The organism is Saliphagus sp. LR7 (assembly GCF_003344565.1).
GTDB lineage: Archaea > Halobacteriota > Halobacteria > Halobacteriales > Natrialbaceae > Saliphagus > Saliphagus infecundisoli.
The window spans coordinates 70,854-86,002 of sequence record NZ_QPND01000007.1; the positions used below are offsets into that span (position 1 = coordinate 70,854).

15 protein-coding genes are annotated in these 15,149 nt (G+C 68.7%); 6 read left to right on the top strand and 9 right to left on the bottom strand.

What is annotated here, in order from left to right; genetic code table 11:
• Positions 1 to 55: 55 nt before the first annotated feature.
• From DVH23_RS11390 to DVH23_RS11405, 4 genes are all read right to left on the bottom strand, one after another.
• Positions 56 to 1,012 (bottom strand): DUF3267 domain-containing protein, encoded by a 957-nt coding sequence (locus tag DVH23_RS11390; RefSeq protein WP_114577558.1) that lies wholly within the window; start codon positions 1,010 to 1,012, stop codon positions 56 to 58.
• Positions 1,009 to 1,332 (bottom strand): hypothetical protein, encoded by a 324-nt coding sequence (locus DVH23_RS11395; RefSeq protein WP_114577559.1) that lies wholly within the window; start codon positions 1,330 to 1,332, stop codon positions 1,009 to 1,011. The genes DVH23_RS11390 and DVH23_RS11395 overlap by 4 nt, the downstream gene beginning before the upstream one ends.
• Positions 1,333 to 1,414: 82 nt before the next feature.
• Entirely contained in the window at positions 1,415 to 1,594 is a 180-nt protein-coding gene (locus DVH23_RS11400; RefSeq protein ID WP_114577560.1) for a hypothetical protein, read from the bottom strand.
• An 83-nt stretch (positions 1,595 to 1,677) separates the two neighbouring features.
• Positions 1,678 to 2,814, bottom strand: a complete 1,137-nt coding sequence (locus DVH23_RS11405) for an iron transporter (RefSeq protein WP_114577561.1) — start codon at positions 2,812 to 2,814, stop codon at positions 1,678 to 1,680.
• 88 nt (positions 2,815 to 2,902) lie between these two features.
• Between DVH23_RS11405 and DVH23_RS11410 the strand changes: the two genes are divergently transcribed.
• The 4 genes from DVH23_RS11410 to glmS all read left to right on the top strand — a co-directional run bounded on the left by DVH23_RS11410 (position 2,903) and on the right by glmS (position 7,025).
• Positions 2,903 to 3,619, top strand: a complete 717-nt coding sequence (locus DVH23_RS11410) for an SCO family protein (protein WP_114577562.1) — start codon at positions 2,903 to 2,905, stop codon at positions 3,617 to 3,619.
• Between the two features lie 5 nt (positions 3,620 to 3,624).
• Positions 3,625 to 4,155, top strand: a complete 531-nt coding sequence (locus DVH23_RS11415) for a TlpA disulfide reductase family protein (RefSeq protein WP_114577696.1) — start codon at positions 3,625 to 3,627, stop codon at positions 4,153 to 4,155.
• 3 nt (positions 4,156 to 4,158) lie between these two features.
• Complete coding sequence (locus DVH23_RS11420; protein WP_114577563.1) at positions 4,159 to 4,836, top strand: cytochrome c biogenesis CcdA family protein; 678 nt, start codon at positions 4,159 to 4,161, stop codon at positions 4,834 to 4,836.
• 380 nt (positions 4,837 to 5,216) lie between these two features.
• A complete protein-coding gene (glmS, locus tag DVH23_RS11425; RefSeq protein ID WP_114577564.1) occupies positions 5,217 to 7,025 on the top strand; it encodes a glutamine--fructose-6-phosphate transaminase (isomerizing) in 1,809 nt (602 codons plus the stop codon).
• 37 nt (positions 7,026 to 7,062) lie between these two features.
• On the opposite strand, the gene glmU is transcribed toward glmS, so the two are convergent.
• Positions 7,063 to 8,247 carry a bifunctional sugar-1-phosphate nucleotidylyltransferase/acetyltransferase gene (gene glmU / locus DVH23_RS11430; protein WP_114577565.1) on the bottom strand — a complete coding sequence of 395 codons (1,185 nt, stop codon included), beginning with the start codon at positions 8,245 to 8,247 and terminating at the stop codon, positions 7,063 to 7,065.
• 289 nt (positions 8,248 to 8,536) lie between these two features.
• Here glmU and DVH23_RS11435 point away from each other — a divergent pair, with 289 nt between their 5' ends.
• Positions 8,537 to 8,746: a hypothetical protein gene (locus DVH23_RS11435; RefSeq protein WP_114577566.1), complete on the top strand. Its 210-nt coding sequence runs from the start codon at positions 8,537 to 8,539 to the stop codon at positions 8,744 to 8,746.
• Positions 8,747 to 8,753: 7 nt separating this feature from the next.
• Here DVH23_RS11435 and glmM read toward each other — a convergent pair whose 3' ends face one another.
• Positions 8,754 to 10,088, bottom strand: a complete 1,335-nt coding sequence (gene glmM / locus DVH23_RS11440) for a phosphoglucosamine mutase (protein WP_114577567.1) — start codon at positions 10,086 to 10,088, stop codon at positions 8,754 to 8,756.
• A gap of 148 nt (positions 10,089 to 10,236) precedes the next feature.
• Between glmM and DVH23_RS11445 the strand changes: the two genes are divergently transcribed.
• Entirely contained in the window at positions 10,237 to 10,536 is a 300-nt protein-coding gene (locus DVH23_RS11445; RefSeq protein WP_114577568.1) for a PadR family transcriptional regulator, read from the top strand.
• A gap of 1 nt (position 10,537) precedes the next feature.
• Here DVH23_RS11445 and DVH23_RS11450 read toward each other — a convergent pair whose 3' ends face one another.
• From DVH23_RS11450 to DVH23_RS11460, 3 genes are all read right to left on the bottom strand, one after another.
• Positions 10,538 to 11,545, bottom strand: coding sequence for a GNAT family N-acetyltransferase (locus DVH23_RS11450; RefSeq protein WP_114577569.1), 1,008 nt, complete (start codon positions 11,543 to 11,545; stop codon positions 10,538 to 10,540).
• Positions 11,545 to 13,158, bottom strand: coding sequence for an alkaline phosphatase family protein (locus tag DVH23_RS11455; protein WP_114577570.1), 1,614 nt, complete (start codon positions 13,156 to 13,158; stop codon positions 11,545 to 11,547). The genes DVH23_RS11450 and DVH23_RS11455 overlap by 1 nt, the downstream gene beginning before the upstream one ends.
• A 242-nt stretch (positions 13,159 to 13,400) precedes the next feature.
• Positions 13,401 to 14,885 carry a polysaccharide deacetylase family protein gene (locus DVH23_RS11460; protein WP_114577571.1) on the bottom strand — a complete coding sequence of 495 codons (1,485 nt, stop codon included), beginning with the start codon at positions 14,883 to 14,885 and terminating at the stop codon, positions 13,401 to 13,403.
• Positions 14,886 to 15,149 lie beyond the last annotated feature (264 nt).

The window sequence follows — 15,149 nt, forward strand, 5'->3', positions numbered from 1 at the left end:
TGGTTCCCCGGCATCGTTTCCCGCCGCCCCCTGCAGAAGCGCTCGACGGCTCCCGTTATGACGAGCGTTCCCGATCGGGTGCCACCACGTCGGCCGCGTCGGTCGGTTCGTCCGCGGGACGCCGCCGCCGGTAGCTCCGGGCGAACGCATAGCAGAGTCCGAGTGCGGCGCCGACGGCGAGGACGCCCGGGCCGACGGCGAACGAGATCTCATCGGGCGTGGAGACGAACGAGAACAGGAACGTGACCGTCCCGTCGGTCCCGACCGCGAGCGACTCGACGCCCAGTGCCGACAGCACGAGGGGCCCGCCGACCGCGAGGACCGCCAGCAGCCCGATCACGGCGACGGCGGCTCCCGAGAGCGCGTCCCAGACCAGCGCCGTCACCGATAACTCCCGGGGACGGTCGCGCTCGTCGCCGAGGATCCTGACGCCGGTCTCGTGGTCCTCCAGGCGGACGGACGCGGGGTACGAGAGCAGCGTCATCGTCATCCAGAGGTCGGCGACGGCGCCGGCGGCGTTGGCCGCGAGCGGCACGATCAGCCAGTCCCACTCGAGGAGGAGCATGACCGGGACCCCCACGCCGGTCAACACCACGAGCGGCGTCAGGAGGACGACGACGAACTGGTCGCGGCTGAATTCGTGGTCGGTCGTCGCGTAGGCGTAGGGTAGGACGAAGTGGGCGACGCCGACGCCGTATCTCGCCCCGCCGCCGTAGTGGCGGATCGCCAGCCCGTGGAGCCACTCGTGGGGGACGACGAACGCGGTCCCCAGGACGGCGAGCACCAGCAGGTTCAGGGCGTCGGTCCACCAGTCGACGCCGGGCGCGAACCGAAACGTTGCGGCCTCGCCGGTGGCTCCCTGATAGAGAACGCTGAGGGCGGCGACCGCGACGAACAGCCCGAGCGTTCCCAGCGCGGCCATCTGGATGGCCAGCCCGCGGGTCAACTCGAGGTCCCCGATCACCGTCTCGGTGCGTTCCGTCCCGCCGTCGGTCGTCCCGTGGTCGCTCATGGGGATTCGAACTCGGTGACCTCCACGCCCCCGAACCCGTTGACGACGACGAACGCGACCGCGAGGACTGCGGCGACGGCGAGACACGACAGCGACAGCGTCCGCCGGTCGCCCGCCGAGAGGCCCAGGCGCCGGCCGGCCCAGGCGGTGTCGAACGCGCCCGAAAGCGCGAGCGCGAGTCCGATCGCGGCGATCCATCCTCCGCCGAGTACCGACACGCTGGTCACGAGCAGTCCGTAGCCGAAAACGGCCGCCCCGAGGAGAACCGCTGCGACGGAGACGTATCCGAACGATCGGTCGGTTCGTACTGTCGAATTCATGGTACCGATAACGTGAAGCGGATTGATAACTCTGGCGTGGCTACTGATAGACCGTTTCCCGGCGTGACTCCCGTAGGCCGTGTCAGTAGTAGTAGACCTCGAGTTCGCGCTCGCAGTTCCGACAGCTCGTCTCGGTTCCCCTGAGTCGGGGGCGGTCGCTCCCGGGCGGGGCGTTCGACCGCGGTCCGGGAATCGGGGCGACGACGGTCGTCTCGCAGTCGGGGCAGGCGACGCGGGCCCGTGGCTGGTTCGATCGCGACATGCCCCCGTCGTAGGGAGGGAGCCGGATTAGTTATCGAGCCCCTATCGGTGCCGGCGCGCTCCGACCCGACCGCCAGCCCGTCCTTACTCGCCGACGGTCACGGTAACGTCCTCGAACTCGAAGAACGCGGTCTCGTAGCCGTCGTGTCTGGCGACCTGCGGGATGGCCTCGACGGCGACCGTGATCTCCGTCCCCGCCTCGAGGGCGTCCGTCTCGACCCCGTGGTGGGGGCCCAGTTCGGGCGCGAGGGTCTCGGTCAGCGCTGCCTCCTCGCCGCCGATCCGTGCCGACAGCGACATGAACGGGAGCACCACGTCGTTGTGGGGGGTCCGGGCGAACACGGCAAGGTAGGACTCCGCGTCGTAAACGGGATCGGTCTTGACGACCGAGAGCTCGGCGTCGCCGGTCCGTGCGCTCCCGAGGATGGTTCCCGGGAGCTCCTCGATCGGAACTCCCCGGGAGGTCGGCGGATGGCCGGGGTCGTCGCTCGTGCCGCCATCGCTGGCGGCGTGACTCCCGTTCTCGCCGTCATGATCGCCGTTCCCGCCCTCGCCGTCCATCCCCGAGTAATCCATCAGCTCCAGGGCGCCGCGCTCGCCCCGCCGGTCCTCGGGCACCTCCTCGAACTCGACCTCGTGGATCTGGGAGCGTTCGTACTCGAAGCCGAGCTCGAACGTCTCCTGTCGCTCGAACCGACCCTCGAACTCGCCGACCGGGCGAGCCGTGGTCGGGCCGACCGAGAGCTCGAGCGTGTAGGCTCCCTCATCGGGGAGGGCGACGTTGTCGCCGTAGTGAAAACCCATCCGTTGAGAGAGCATCGGCCAGGGGGAAAACGACCGGACGGACTCGCCGTCCCGGCGGAGGTCGCCGCCGACCTCGACGGGGAGGACGTGGTCGGTGCCGGGTGCCCAGACGGTACACATGAGGTGGATCGTGTCGTCGGTTCCGACGGTGACGCGGCTGGTTTCGCGGCCGGCGACGGTCCAGAACCGGTGGGGGACGGTGTACGACAGCGAAACGGCGTACTCCTCGCCGACGGCGCGCCCGTAGGTTCCCATCGTCTCCGTCGAGGCGGGGACGTAGACCGCGTCCGGCCGGTCCGAGACCAGCGGCGGGTCCCGCCAGGCCGACTCCTCCTCGAAGCCCAGCCCCTCGAGACAGCCCGCGAGAGCCAGTCCGCCGGCGGTCCCGACACGCCGGAGGACGGCTCGTCGGTTCATCGTCGACGGTTGGGCGAGCGCGGAAAAACGCCTTCCGGTTCCCCCGTGAACCAACGCCCCTTTCTCCTCTCGGTCCCTGGCCCCGACCATGGAACGACGTGCGTATCTCCGTTCGCTCGGGGTCGCCGGAAGCGTCGGTGCCGTCGGCGCTGCGGGCTGTCTCGGGACGATTCGGGGCTCGGACGGGGGAGGACGGACCGTCCTCGATCCGCCCTCCGAGAGCCGCGGGGACCCTTCTCACCCGACCCACGGCGACGACTTCCCCGCCTTTTCGGTTCCCGATCCGCTCACCGGGGAGACGGTGACTGCCGAGGAGTTCGAGGGCGAGCGTTCGATCCTGATGACTTTCTTCTTTACCACCTGTCCGGACGGGGTCTGCCCGGCGCTGGTACAGCGGCTCCTCCAGGCCCAGATCGACGCCGCCGACAACGGATACGGCGACGAGATCGCCTTCCTCGCGTTGACCTTCGACCCCGACGTCGACACCGCCGACCGCCTCGAGAGCTACGCCGAGGACTTCGGCATCGATCTCGACGCGGGCAACTGGCACTTCCTCCGGCCGGAGGACAACGAGACGGCAATGGAACTCGTCGACGAGGAGTTCGGGATGCCGATCGAGCGGGTCCCGGTCGAGGAGGCCGAGGGGAACCACTCGGGCCACGACGGTCACGAGTACACGTTCACCCACTTCGCCCTGATCCTGCTCGGAAACGAGGACGGCGTCGTCGAACGCGCCTATCCGAGGGCGACCCAGGTCGGGACCGAGACGATCCTCGAGGACGTCGAGACGGTCGTCTCGGGGTGACTCGGATGCGCCGACGGGACCTCCTCGCCGGAATCGCGAGCGCGGGCGTGGTCGCCGGCGGCGCCGGTCTCGCCGTCTTCGGTCGTCCCTCTCTCGGCGACGACACCGAACCCGAGGAGCCGGTCGAACTCGAGACCGTCGAGGCCGCGGGCAGCACCGACGGTACGGTGATGATCCCAAACCTCGACGCCGACCGGGTGCGCTTTCTGGACTTCTTTGCGACATGGTGTGCGCCCTGCAAGGAACAGATGCCGGCGATCGCCGAGGCGAGGGACCGAACGGAGGCCGACTTCGTCTCGGTGACCAACGAGCCGATCGGCCGGACGGTAAGCGAGGGCGAACTCCGGGAGTGGTGGGCCGACCACGACGGCGGGTGGACGGTCGCGCTCGACCCCACGGGCGAGTTGAGCGAACGCTACGAGGTCAGCGGCTACCCGACCGCGGTCGTCCTCGATAGGGAGGGCGTCGTCGACTGGTCTCACAGCGGGATCCTCTCGGCCGACGGGATCGTCAACCGGATCGAGGCGGCGGAGTAGCCGATGTCCGTCCTCGATCCGGGGCTCGCGACGACGCTCGCCTTCGCGTTTACCGCGGGGATCGCGACCTTCTTCTCGCCGTGTGCGTACCCGCTCCTGCCGGGGTACGTCGGCTTCTACGCCAGCCAGACGGGGGAGGAGGCGACCGTCGGGGGCGCCGTCGGGCGCGGGCTGATCGCGGGCGCGGGCGTCCTCGCGACGCTGGTCGTGCTGATCGGGGTCGCGTTCGCCGTCGGCAACGAGGCGTTCTCCCGGGTCACCCTCTTCGAGCCGGTCGTCGGCGGGCTGCTGGTCGTCCTCGGCGCGCTTGTCGTCGCGGGCCGGGCGCCGTCGCTCTCGCTTTCGCTCCCGAAACGGCGCTCGAGCGTCGTCGGATTCGGGATCTTCGGCGTCGGCTACGCGCTCGCGGCCGTCGGCTGTGTCGCGCCGGTGTTCTTGATGGTGGTCGCGCGGGCGCTTTCGTTGCCGACCGCCTCCGCCGCGCTCGTTTTCGGGACCTACATCGCCGGAATCGTCCTCCTGATGGTCGCGGTGACGGTGGCGACCGGAACCGGGCTGATGGCGGGGGCCGGCCGGCTCGCCCGCCACGGGCGGACGTTGGAGCGCCTGGCGGGCGGGCTGATGATCGTCGCCGGGGCCGGTCAGCTCTACCTCTCGATCGTCGTCCTCGACGCGGTGTAGAAACGATTGGATCGAATTATGAAACGTTTATCGGCCGGTTCGCCGCCGTACGATCCCGCTTCTCTCCCCGTCCCCGAACCGGATGGCGATCGGTAACTGGCGCGATCACCCCTAACTAAACCGATCGTCCGTACTCCCATATCGGGTATAGGATCCGATAATTGGACGATCTACAACGACCCGAGTACGCGCGTCCGGGCCGCGAGCCCCCCGTTTCGACGCCGACCGGTTCCCGTTCCGTATCGAACTCCTAACCGTCGCGTTAGCCCGTCTATAGTAATGGGGTGAAGGTAGCAACTCCGGGGTACGTTCGTGTCGCCTCAGTTCGCCCCCGTCGAGGGGATCGGCGACCGGCAACGGACACCACGGCTCCCCAGATCATGTGTGGAATCATCGGCCGCATCGGCAGCGGGAACGCGCTCGACCACCTGCTCACCGGACTCGAGAACCTGGAGTATCGCGGCTACGACTCCGCCGGCGTCGCCGTCCAGAACGGCGCCGGCATCGAGGTACGGAAACGCTCCGGGCGCGTCTCGGAGTTAGAGGAGACCATCGACGCCCCCGAGGGACGCGTCGGCATCGGCCACACCCGGTGGTCGACCCACGGGCCGCCGACCGACGAGAACGCCCACCCCCACACCGACGCGACCGAGGACGTCGCCGTCGTCCACAACGGGATCGTCGAGAACCACGCCGACCTCCGGAACCGGCTGGCCGACCGGGGCCACGACTTCACGAGCGACACCGACACCGAGGTGATCCCCCACCTCGTCCAGGCGAACCTCGACGCGGGCTTCGACAACGAGGGGGCGTTCCGCCGGGCGGTCGAAGAGCTCGAGGGTAGCTACGCCGTCGCCGTGATGATCGCTGGCGACCACACGATCTACGCCGCCAGAAGCGGCTCACCGTTGGTCGTCGGCGTCGACGACGACGCGGGCGAGTACTACCTCGCCAGTGACGTCCCCGCCTTCCTCGAGTACACCGACCGGGTCGTCTATCTGGAGGACGGCGACGTCGCGATCATCGGTCCCGACGGCGCCGACTTCACCGACCTCGCGGGCGAGCCGGTCCCCCGGACGCCCGAGACCATCGATTGGGACCCCGAACAGGCCGGCAAGGGCGAGTACGACCACTTCATGCTGAAGGAGATCTACGAACAGCCGACCTCGCTGGCCCAGGCCGTTGAGGGCCGGATCGACGACGGGATCGACCTGGAGGAGTTTCCCCCGGGAGCGTTCGAGGGGATCGATCGGGTCCAGTTCGTCGCCTGTGGCACCTCCTACCACGCAGCGATGTACGGCGCCCTCTCGCTGACCCAGGCGGGCGTCGACGCCCGCGCGCTGCTCGCCAACGAGTACGGCGCGAGTTCGCCGCCGGTCGACGACCGGACGCTCGTCGTCGCGGTCACCCAGAGCGGCGAGACCGCAGACACCCTGAGCGCGCTGCGGCGGGCCGTCCGCAAGGGCGCCCGAACGGTGACGGTCACCAACGTCGTCGGCTCGACGGCCGCCCGCGAGGCCGACGACTCGCTGCTGATCCGCGCAGGACCCGAAATCGGCGTCGCTGCCACCAAGACGTTCTCCTCGCAGGCGGTCGCTCTCACCCTGCTCGCGGGTCGAATCGTCGAGGACGCCCTCGCGGGCGACGGGCTCTCCGATCTCGACTCCCTGCTCGCCGCCGCCGACCGCCTTCCGGGGGACATCGAGCGGGTCCTCACCGAAAGCGACGCCGCCGAGATCGCCCGCCGGTATCGCGACAGCCGGTCGTACTTCTTTTTGGGGCGTGGACAGGGTTATCCGGTCGCGCTCGAGGGCGCCCTGAAGTTCAAGGAGATAACCTACGAGCACGCCGAGGGCTTCGCCTCCGGGGAGCTCAAACACGGCCCGCTCGCGCTCGTCACCGAGGAGACGCCGGTCTTTACGGTGTTCACGGGAATCGAGGATGACCGGACGCTCGCGAACGCCGAGGAGGCCGCCACCCGCGGCGCGCCCGTGATCGCGATATGTCCGGCCGACCACCCGGCGGCCGACGTCGCGGACGCCCACCTCGAGATCCCCGAAACCGACCCCCGGCTCGCGGGCCTGCTCGCGAACGTCCAACTCCAGCTCCTCTCCTATCACGCCGCCGAACTGCTCGACCGGCCGATCGACAAGCCACGGAACCTGGCGAAAAGCGTCACCGTCGAGTAGCGGCTCCGAAGAAGTCGTTTCGGGCGAGTGCCCGTCCTTATCGGTCGCGGTCGACCGTCTCGCCCGGCCGCGTCGTCGCACCAGCGTTCAGCCGGAGCCCGGGCGAGAGACTCGAGTTGATCCCGGTCTTGACGCCGTCACCGGCGACGACGCCGAACTTCCGGCGTTCCGTCGAGGTTCGCTCGCCCTTGACGGTGAACTTCACGTCGTCGTCGTCGTGGCGGAGGTTCGCGACTTTCGTGCCGGCGCCGAAGTTGACGTCCCGGCCGAGGACGCTGTCGCCGACGTAGGAGAGGTGGCCGATGGTCGCCCCCGGCGAGAGGACGCTGTTTTTGACCTCGACGGCGTGGCCGACCTTCGCGCCCTCGTCTACCAGCGTCGCGCCCCGAACGTAGGCGTTCGGCCCGACGGTCGCGCCCTCGCGGATCAGTGCGGGCCCCTCGATTACGACCCCCGACCGGACGGTCGCGCCCTCTTCGACGACGACCCGTCCCTCGAGTTCGGCATCCGCGTGGACCTCGCCCTCGATCCGCCCGTCGAGTTCGGCGAGTTTCCACTCGTTTGCCTCGAGCAGCTCCCAGGGCCGGCCGACGCCGAGCCAGCGCTCGACGTTCACCGCACGGACGTCGCGCTCGGCGACGAGTCGTTCGACGACGTCGGTGATCTCGTACTCGCCGCGCTCGCTCATCTCGACGTCGTCGAACCACGCCGTGGCTTCGGCGGGGAAGTGGTAGGCGCCGACGTTGACCCGGTCGCTGGGCGGGTCGTCGGGCTTCTCGACGACGTCCGTCACGCGGTCGCCGTCGAGAGAGAAGACGCCGTACGGCCGGGGGTCGGAGACGGTGTAGGCACCGAGCGAGGGCGTGTGAGAGAACAGCGAGTCGACGGCGGCCGTATCGTAGAGGTCGTCGCCGTTGAGGACCACGAAGTCGCCCTCGACGTACTCGAGGGCCTGCTCGACGGCGTGGGCGGTTCCGAGCTGCTCTTCTTGAACGGCGTACTCGACGGGCACCCCGCGATAGCTGTCGCCGAAGTACTCCCTGACGGTGTCGGCCTCGTAGCCGATCACGAAGACGAGTTCGTCGGCGCCGGCCTCGACGGCCGCGCTCGCGGTGTGGGCGACCAGCGGCCGGTCGGACACGGGCAGCATCGGTTTGGGGAGCGAGCCCGAAAGCGGGCGCATTCGGGTGCCTTCGCCTGCGGCGAGGATGACGGCGTGCATCGGTACTCCCGTTTGTCGGATGGGCCGTATAATTGTGCGGGATCGCCCGTCGAGGACCGCCGTTTTCCCGTTGAACTCGGGACGATTCGGGCGAAGGGTCGGGTAAACACGGTGTTTCCGACCCGTCAATTCAGTATTTCCGAGGGAAGTGGCGGTGAGGGCGGGGATTTCCGGCGGGCGTCTCCTCGGCCGGCAGTGGAGCCGGTCGGCCGTGAACGAAATCGCCGATTTCGGGGTCGATCGGTTATGCGACCGATAGTAAATAGCCGAACGCCGGTACACGATAGTGATGTCGTCGGATTCATCAGACGAGAAGTGGACGCCGATGGCCGCCACTGGGGAGACGGCGGCGCCCCGATGTATCAGTTGTGGAACCCAGGTCACTCCCCAGTTCGCCCGCGTCTTCGGCGACAACCGCGACGTGGTCCACGCCTGTCCCGACTGTTCGACGTACCGCGAGATGAAGACGGCCGACTTCATCCCCGAAGACCAGCGCTAATGCCGGTCTACGAGCCGGGTCCCGTCTCGGCGTCCCGGACGATCCCGCTTGCCTCGGACGCGAGTTCGTCGGCCCGCGTCTCGTCTCTCGCCTCGGCAGTCACCCGGATCAGCGACTCGGTGCCGCTGGCCCGCAACAGGAACCAGCCGTCGTCGGTCTCGACGCGGACGCCGTCCAGGGTCTCGGCGTCGGGATACTCCGAGAGCACCCGCTGTTCGATCCGCTCGACCACTGCAGCCTTCTCCTCGACCCGGATCGAGTCACGCCGGATCGGGTAGGTGTCGATCCCCGCGACCAGTTCCGAGAGCGGCCCCCGGTCGGCGACCAGTTCCGCGAGCCGACAGGCCGCCAGCGGGCCGTCGGGACACAGCGTCTGGTCGGGCCAGATCCAGGCGCCGCTGGGCTCGCCCCCGAAGACGACGCCGGGCTCGGTCGCCCGGTCGGCGACGTAGACGTCGCCCACCCTCGTCCGGATCAGCGAGGCGCCGACCGCCGCGACGGCGTCCTCGACCGCGAGGCTCGTATCGACGGGAACGGCGATCCGGTCACCCTCGCCGGCGGCCTCGCGGGCGAACAGCGCGAGCAGGACGTCCTTGGGGACGAACGCGCCGGTTTCGTCGACGGCCATCATCCGATCCGCGTCTCCGTCGTGGGCGATTCCGAGGTCGGCGTCGGTCCTCTCGACCAGCGCCATGAGCGCGCCCAGCGTCTCGCGGTTCGGCTCGCTGGGACGGCCCGGAAAGCGGCCGTCGGGCTGGGCGTTCAGGGTTCGTACTCCGCAGCCCAGATCGTAGAGCACGTCCGCGGTCACCCCGCCGGCGCCGTTGCCGAGGTCGACGACGACGTCGGGCTCGGAGCCGTCGGGGAGCGAGACCGCCGCCCGGAGGTCGGCGGCGTGGGCCTCGGTGGCGTCGCCCCGTTCGGAAAGCGTCCCGACCTCGTTCCAGGGAGCGAGGTCGTACTCCCCGCTCTCGACGCGCTCTTCGATCGCCTCCTGGTCGGCGGGCCCGAAGGCCTTCCCCGAGGGGAGCCAGAGCTTGATTCCATTGTCGGTCTGTGGGTTGTGCGAGGCCGTGATCACGACCCCCGCGTCGGCCTCGAGGCGGGCCACGCTCCGGGCGACGGTCGGCGTGGCCGCCATCCCGACGGCTACGACGTCGCTCCCACACTCCCGGAGGCCGGCGGTCAGCGCGTCTCCCAGGAAGCGCCCGCTCTCGCGGGCGTCCCGGCCGACGACGACGCGGTCGTACCCCTCGGTGGCGAGCGCCCGTCCGATCGAGAGCGCGAGCGTCGCCGTGACCTCCTCGCCGACGGTGCCGCGAACGCCGCTGGTTCCGAACATGGGTGGCGGTTCGACGGGACGGCCCTTTACACCTCCCGTTTCCTGGAAGTTATTACCAAAAGAAATAACTGTTGCAGTCGTTTATCGGGTGCCTATGTTTCCGAACGATACCGTTCGTATTTATATCTAACCTTCCTACGGAGCGACGATGACCGTTCACGACCTGACCGGGTTCCAGCGGGACCTGCTGTTCGTCATCGCTGGACTCGACGAGCCGAACGGCCAGGAGATCGGCGCCGAACTCGAGGGCTCCCAGGATCGGGAGGTGCTCCACGGGCGTCTCTACGGCAACCTCGACGCGCTGGTCGAGGAGGGACTGATCAGGAAGGGCGAACGCGACGGACGGACGAACCGCTACACGACGACGGAGGCGGGCGAGGCCGCGATCGCCGAACGCTACGAGTGGCAGGCCGAGTACGTCCGTCCCGCCTTGCTCGCCCGGTCGTAAGCTACGAAACCGTCCGATAGCCGTCCACGAGACGGTCGATACCGAAGGTACCGGCCGTGACCTCGTAGGTGGTCTCGAGGCGTGGGTTGAACTTCGCCTTGTAGCGGTTGATGCTGGGGACGCCGGCGCCGACGAGGTCGTAGCGGTCGATCCCCGCCTCGAGCCCGTCGCGCATGACCTGCCAGTCGAGCAGGTCGTTGATCGGGAGATCGACGTCCGTATCGGGTTTGACGCCGCCCTGCCACCGGTAGCGGGTGTCCGCCGACTCGATCACCAAGATGCCGCCCGCGAACTCGCCGTCAATCCGGCAGACGTACGGCCGGAGTTCGCCGGCCGGGAGCGCGTCGTACAGCGAGCGCGCGAACTCGGTCGTGAGGTGGAACGGCCGGTCCTGGCCCCGGTAGCGTGCCCGGACCTGCTCGACGATCCGGCCGACGTCCTCGCGGTCGCCCTCCTCGATCCCGTACTCGCCGTCGGCGTTCCGGATGTTGTTCCGGGCGTCGCTGCTGAACCGGTCGAGTAACTCCTCGGGGCTGCCCTCGAGGTCGACGACATAGGTGTGTCGGGGCCGGACGTCGAACCCGTTCCAGACGAACGGCCGGACGTCGGGGTACTCCGCCGCGGTGAACTTGCTGTAGACCGGCGAGATCTCCCCGTCGATCCAGTCGAGACAGCCCTCGAGAAAGCGCCGGTTACGCCGGTCCGCGGTCCGGCGTTTCAGCCCGCCGGTGTTCGCGAGCGCAGGGCCGAGATAGCAGGTCCAGGAGAACGGCGCCGGCGAGAACGCCGCCGCGAGCGGCCCCTTCCGGTACTCGAAAACCGGGAAGAGTCCGACGAGTTCCTGGCCCTTGAACCCCGCGAGGGCGTGGATGGCGGTTCCGGTTTCCTCAGCCTGGAGCCGGAGGGCTTCGCCGCGGTAGAAGGGGTTTGTCCCCTCCGCCCGGTCGACGTGGCGGTCCCAGGTCTCCGGATCGGCCGCTATGTCGAGGACCTCGATCTCGATGCCCATCAGAGGTAACCCAGTTCCGAGAGGCGTTCCTCGACGGTCGCGTCCGCGACCCGGACCGCCGGCGCCGGCTCGTAGTCGGGATACTGCCGATCGCCGACTCCAGCGGCGATCGGCAGCCGCCGTCCGTCCATCGCCCTGTCGATCGGAACGTCGAACAGCGCACAGATCGTCGGCGCGACGTCGAGGATCGTCGCCCCCGCCAGGTCCCCGTCCCCGTCGATGCCGGGCCCGGTCGCGGCGATCACCCCCGTTCGCTTGTGGTTCCAGGGCTCAACCGGCTCGGCGAACACCTCCCCGGAGAGGCCGGCGACCAGGGCGTTGTCGAACCCGCGGGGAACGGTCACGATGTCCGGTCCCCGGTCGATCTCGCTTCCCTCGAAGTACGCCTCGCGAGGGGCGACGTCCGAAAAGACCGGTTTCCCGTCGGGCCCGGAGAGCGCCGAGAGCGCCTCGACGAGATCCGCCCGGACCCGTTCGTACTCCTCGGGCGGAACGGTCCCGTCGGGCTCGCGGCCCGCGAGGTTGATCCGGACACCGAGTTCGCTCTTCGAGCGGACGTAGGCCCGCGAGGCCGGAAAGTCGACCTGTTCGCTCCCCGCCCGGACGGCGTCGTTCGGGATCCGGCGGCCGACGGCCTCCTTCAGCCCGACGCGATCGAGGGCCCCGGCGACCCGCTGGGTGGTGATCCCGACCGTTGCCGCGAGCGCGACCACCCGTTCGAAGGTACTCGGCTCGTGGTCGCCGGCGTCGGCGCCCGAGAGGAGGTCGTTTCGCCAGGCCCGCGACCAGGTGGGCATCCCCTCGCCGCCGCTCTCGGCGTCGACGTACCCCTCCCGGCGGAGGAACTCGTTGGCCCGGAACTCCGTTCCCCCGACGCGACCGATCCCGTGGTCGCTGACGACGAGGACGTTCGCGGGTTCGATCGCCTCGAGGGTCGCCTCGATCTCGCGGTCGACCGCCCGATAGACCGCCTCGACCGTCCGGCGGTCGGGTCGTTCGTGGAACACCGAGTCGGTCTGCTGGAACTGGAGGAAGCCGAAGTCGGGCGAAAAGCGGTCGGCGAGATATCGGAACGCCTCGCCACGACACTCGATGATTTCCTCGTAGCCCGCGATCGAGCCCGTCGGCTCCCCAGTGGCCTGCGGGTAGACGTGATACTCCCCGCAGGCGGCCTCGACGTCCGCTAAGATCCCCTCCGGGTGACACGCCGGGTTCTCGGGCGCGGTCATCCCCGGGATCAGGGCGCCGTCGAACGGCCGCGCGGGGTGGGTGACGGGGGCGTTGACGACGACGCTCCGGTGGCCGTGCTCAGAGAGCAGCTCCCAGATCGCCCGCTCGCGGACGTCGCCCGCGTTCACCACGTCCCAGTCGTATCCATCGAACGTCAGAAAGTCGAAGACGCCGTGTTTGCCGGGGTTCTTCCCCGTGTAGAGGGTGGGCCAGGCGCTCGCGGTCCAGGGCGGGATCTGGGACTCGAGGGGACCACGGACGGCCCCCTCGAACAGCGCCTTGAGCGTGGGCGTCACCCCGCGGTCGAACAGCGGCTTCAGTACCGGAAGACAGGCCGCGTCGAGGCCAACGACGAGGAGGAGCGGATCATCGGCGTGTTCCATACGCGCAGGTGGACGGTTTCGGGCTTTGTTATGCGATGGCTGTTTCCCCGAATCGACGTCCTCCATCCGCCCGAAGGCAGGCGGGTCTCCGCCACGAGAACCCGACCTGCGGGCGAGGCGGGTTCCGGCTCCGTAAGCGCCGCCTGCGAGGACCTCGGGCGCCCGGGGACGGACCGTCGTCGATGGACTCCCGTTCTGTCGCGTCGGGAAAAACTCCGGTGTCGGACGTCGATTCGCCGGCCTCAGAGGACGTAGTCGTCGGCGATCTCCCGGGGCGTGATGAGTTCGAGGTCGCCCGCCGAGACGAGCTCTGCGAGGTGTGCGGCGGTCTCCTCGAGGGCGGCCGCGTCGCCTTCGTCCATCTCGTAGAAGACGATCGTCGTGAGCCCGCCGTGGTCGGCCGCCCAGTCGAGTGCCCCGATCATCTCCTCGGCGTCGAGGTTTCGCTGGCCCTCGTGGCCGGAGATGCGTGTGAGATTATAGGGGTTGGTCGCCATCCCCTGGCATCTGTGGCGCCCTCCCCAGGCGATGTCGTAGTTCTCCGCGACGAGGTCGTACATCTCTTCCGTGTACCACCCGCCGGGGAATCCGAAGTACCGCGCGTCGTCGTACCCGTGTTCGTCGAACCACTCGAGGGGCTCGAGGACGTGTGATTCGAACTCGTCTCCCTCGACCCGGTTCAGGTGGCGACCTCGCGTGCCGACGGTGCCGAGCGACCAGCCGGCGTCGACGAGTTCGGACAGCTGATCCTCGGTCATCCGACTGCCGGTCGCCGCCTGACTCGCGCGGATCCTGGCGGTCGCGACGAACGTCGTTGCCGTCAGGCCGTGGTCTTCCATGATCGGGAACGCGTGCGTGTAATCGGACTCGTACCCGCCCTGGAACTGGATCATCACTCGCCCGTCCTCGATCCGGCCGGTGAAGTGGAGGTCGTCAACCCAGATCTCCCCCGCGTAGCCCTCGCCCGTCCAGTAGCCGATCTGGATCTCCGTGATCGCGCTCAGATCCGGCTCGCCGGAGATCTGGGTGTGTCCGAAGTCGTGTCTGATGAACGGCCGCCCCTCGTGGATGTACTGCTGGAACTGGAGGTAGTTCCCGTCCTCGTCGTACAGTTGGATGATCGGGCTCGCCGAACTGCTGGTCGAAAGCGCCAGCCCGGGAACGAGCTCCTCGACGTTGATCGGGTCGGACAGCTCCCGTCTGATCCTGACTCGATCCTCGGATTCGGACGCCGTCAGGCGGGCCGACTGGGAACCCGTAGATGCGCGGTCCGCGTCCGCCTCGAGCGTGCCGGCAACCACCTCCCAGGCGTCGAGATCCTCGAAGTCGTCGAAGGTGGCCCCCCTCTCCGGTTGTCCGGGTGCGGTCGTTTCTTCGGTTTCGTTGGTCTCGTTGCCGTCCTCTTCGGTTTGGTTGGTGTCGTTGGCTTCTTCGGCTTCCTCGGTCTCGTTTGCTTCCGCGGTCTCGTTCGTTTCTTCTTCCTCTGTTTCCTCGTCGAAGTCATCGGAGTCGTTCGTTTCGGTCTCTGCTTCGGTTTCGTTGTCACCGCCATCGGTGTCGTTCGCTTCGCCTGCAGAATCGCCCGTGTCGTCGCCGTCGGCGTCCCCGTCCTCGGTCTCCTCGTCGAGGTCGGTTTCGCCGTCGATGGGAATACTGTCGCCCGTGCAGCCGGCGATCCCGATCGTGGCGGTCACTGTCGCGGTCGTGAGATACGTACGTCGTTTCATGGGTGCTGTACCGCCCCCGAATCCGGCGCTACACATTGTTATAGAGGGCTAACTTGGGGCCCAAGCGACCGCGTGCGGAGAGTCACGCGCCTCCGTGACACGGACTGCTGAACACCGGACCCGACGGACCCGTGATCCGTCCCGGGTTTCGCCGGACGCGGAGACGGCGACCGTCTCCGCCGCTCGTTTCGGATTTAAAGGCGAGACAGCCAGCGCTGGCGGTCGTCGAACGATGGGGCTCGAGCCGGACGGACCCGGCAGAGC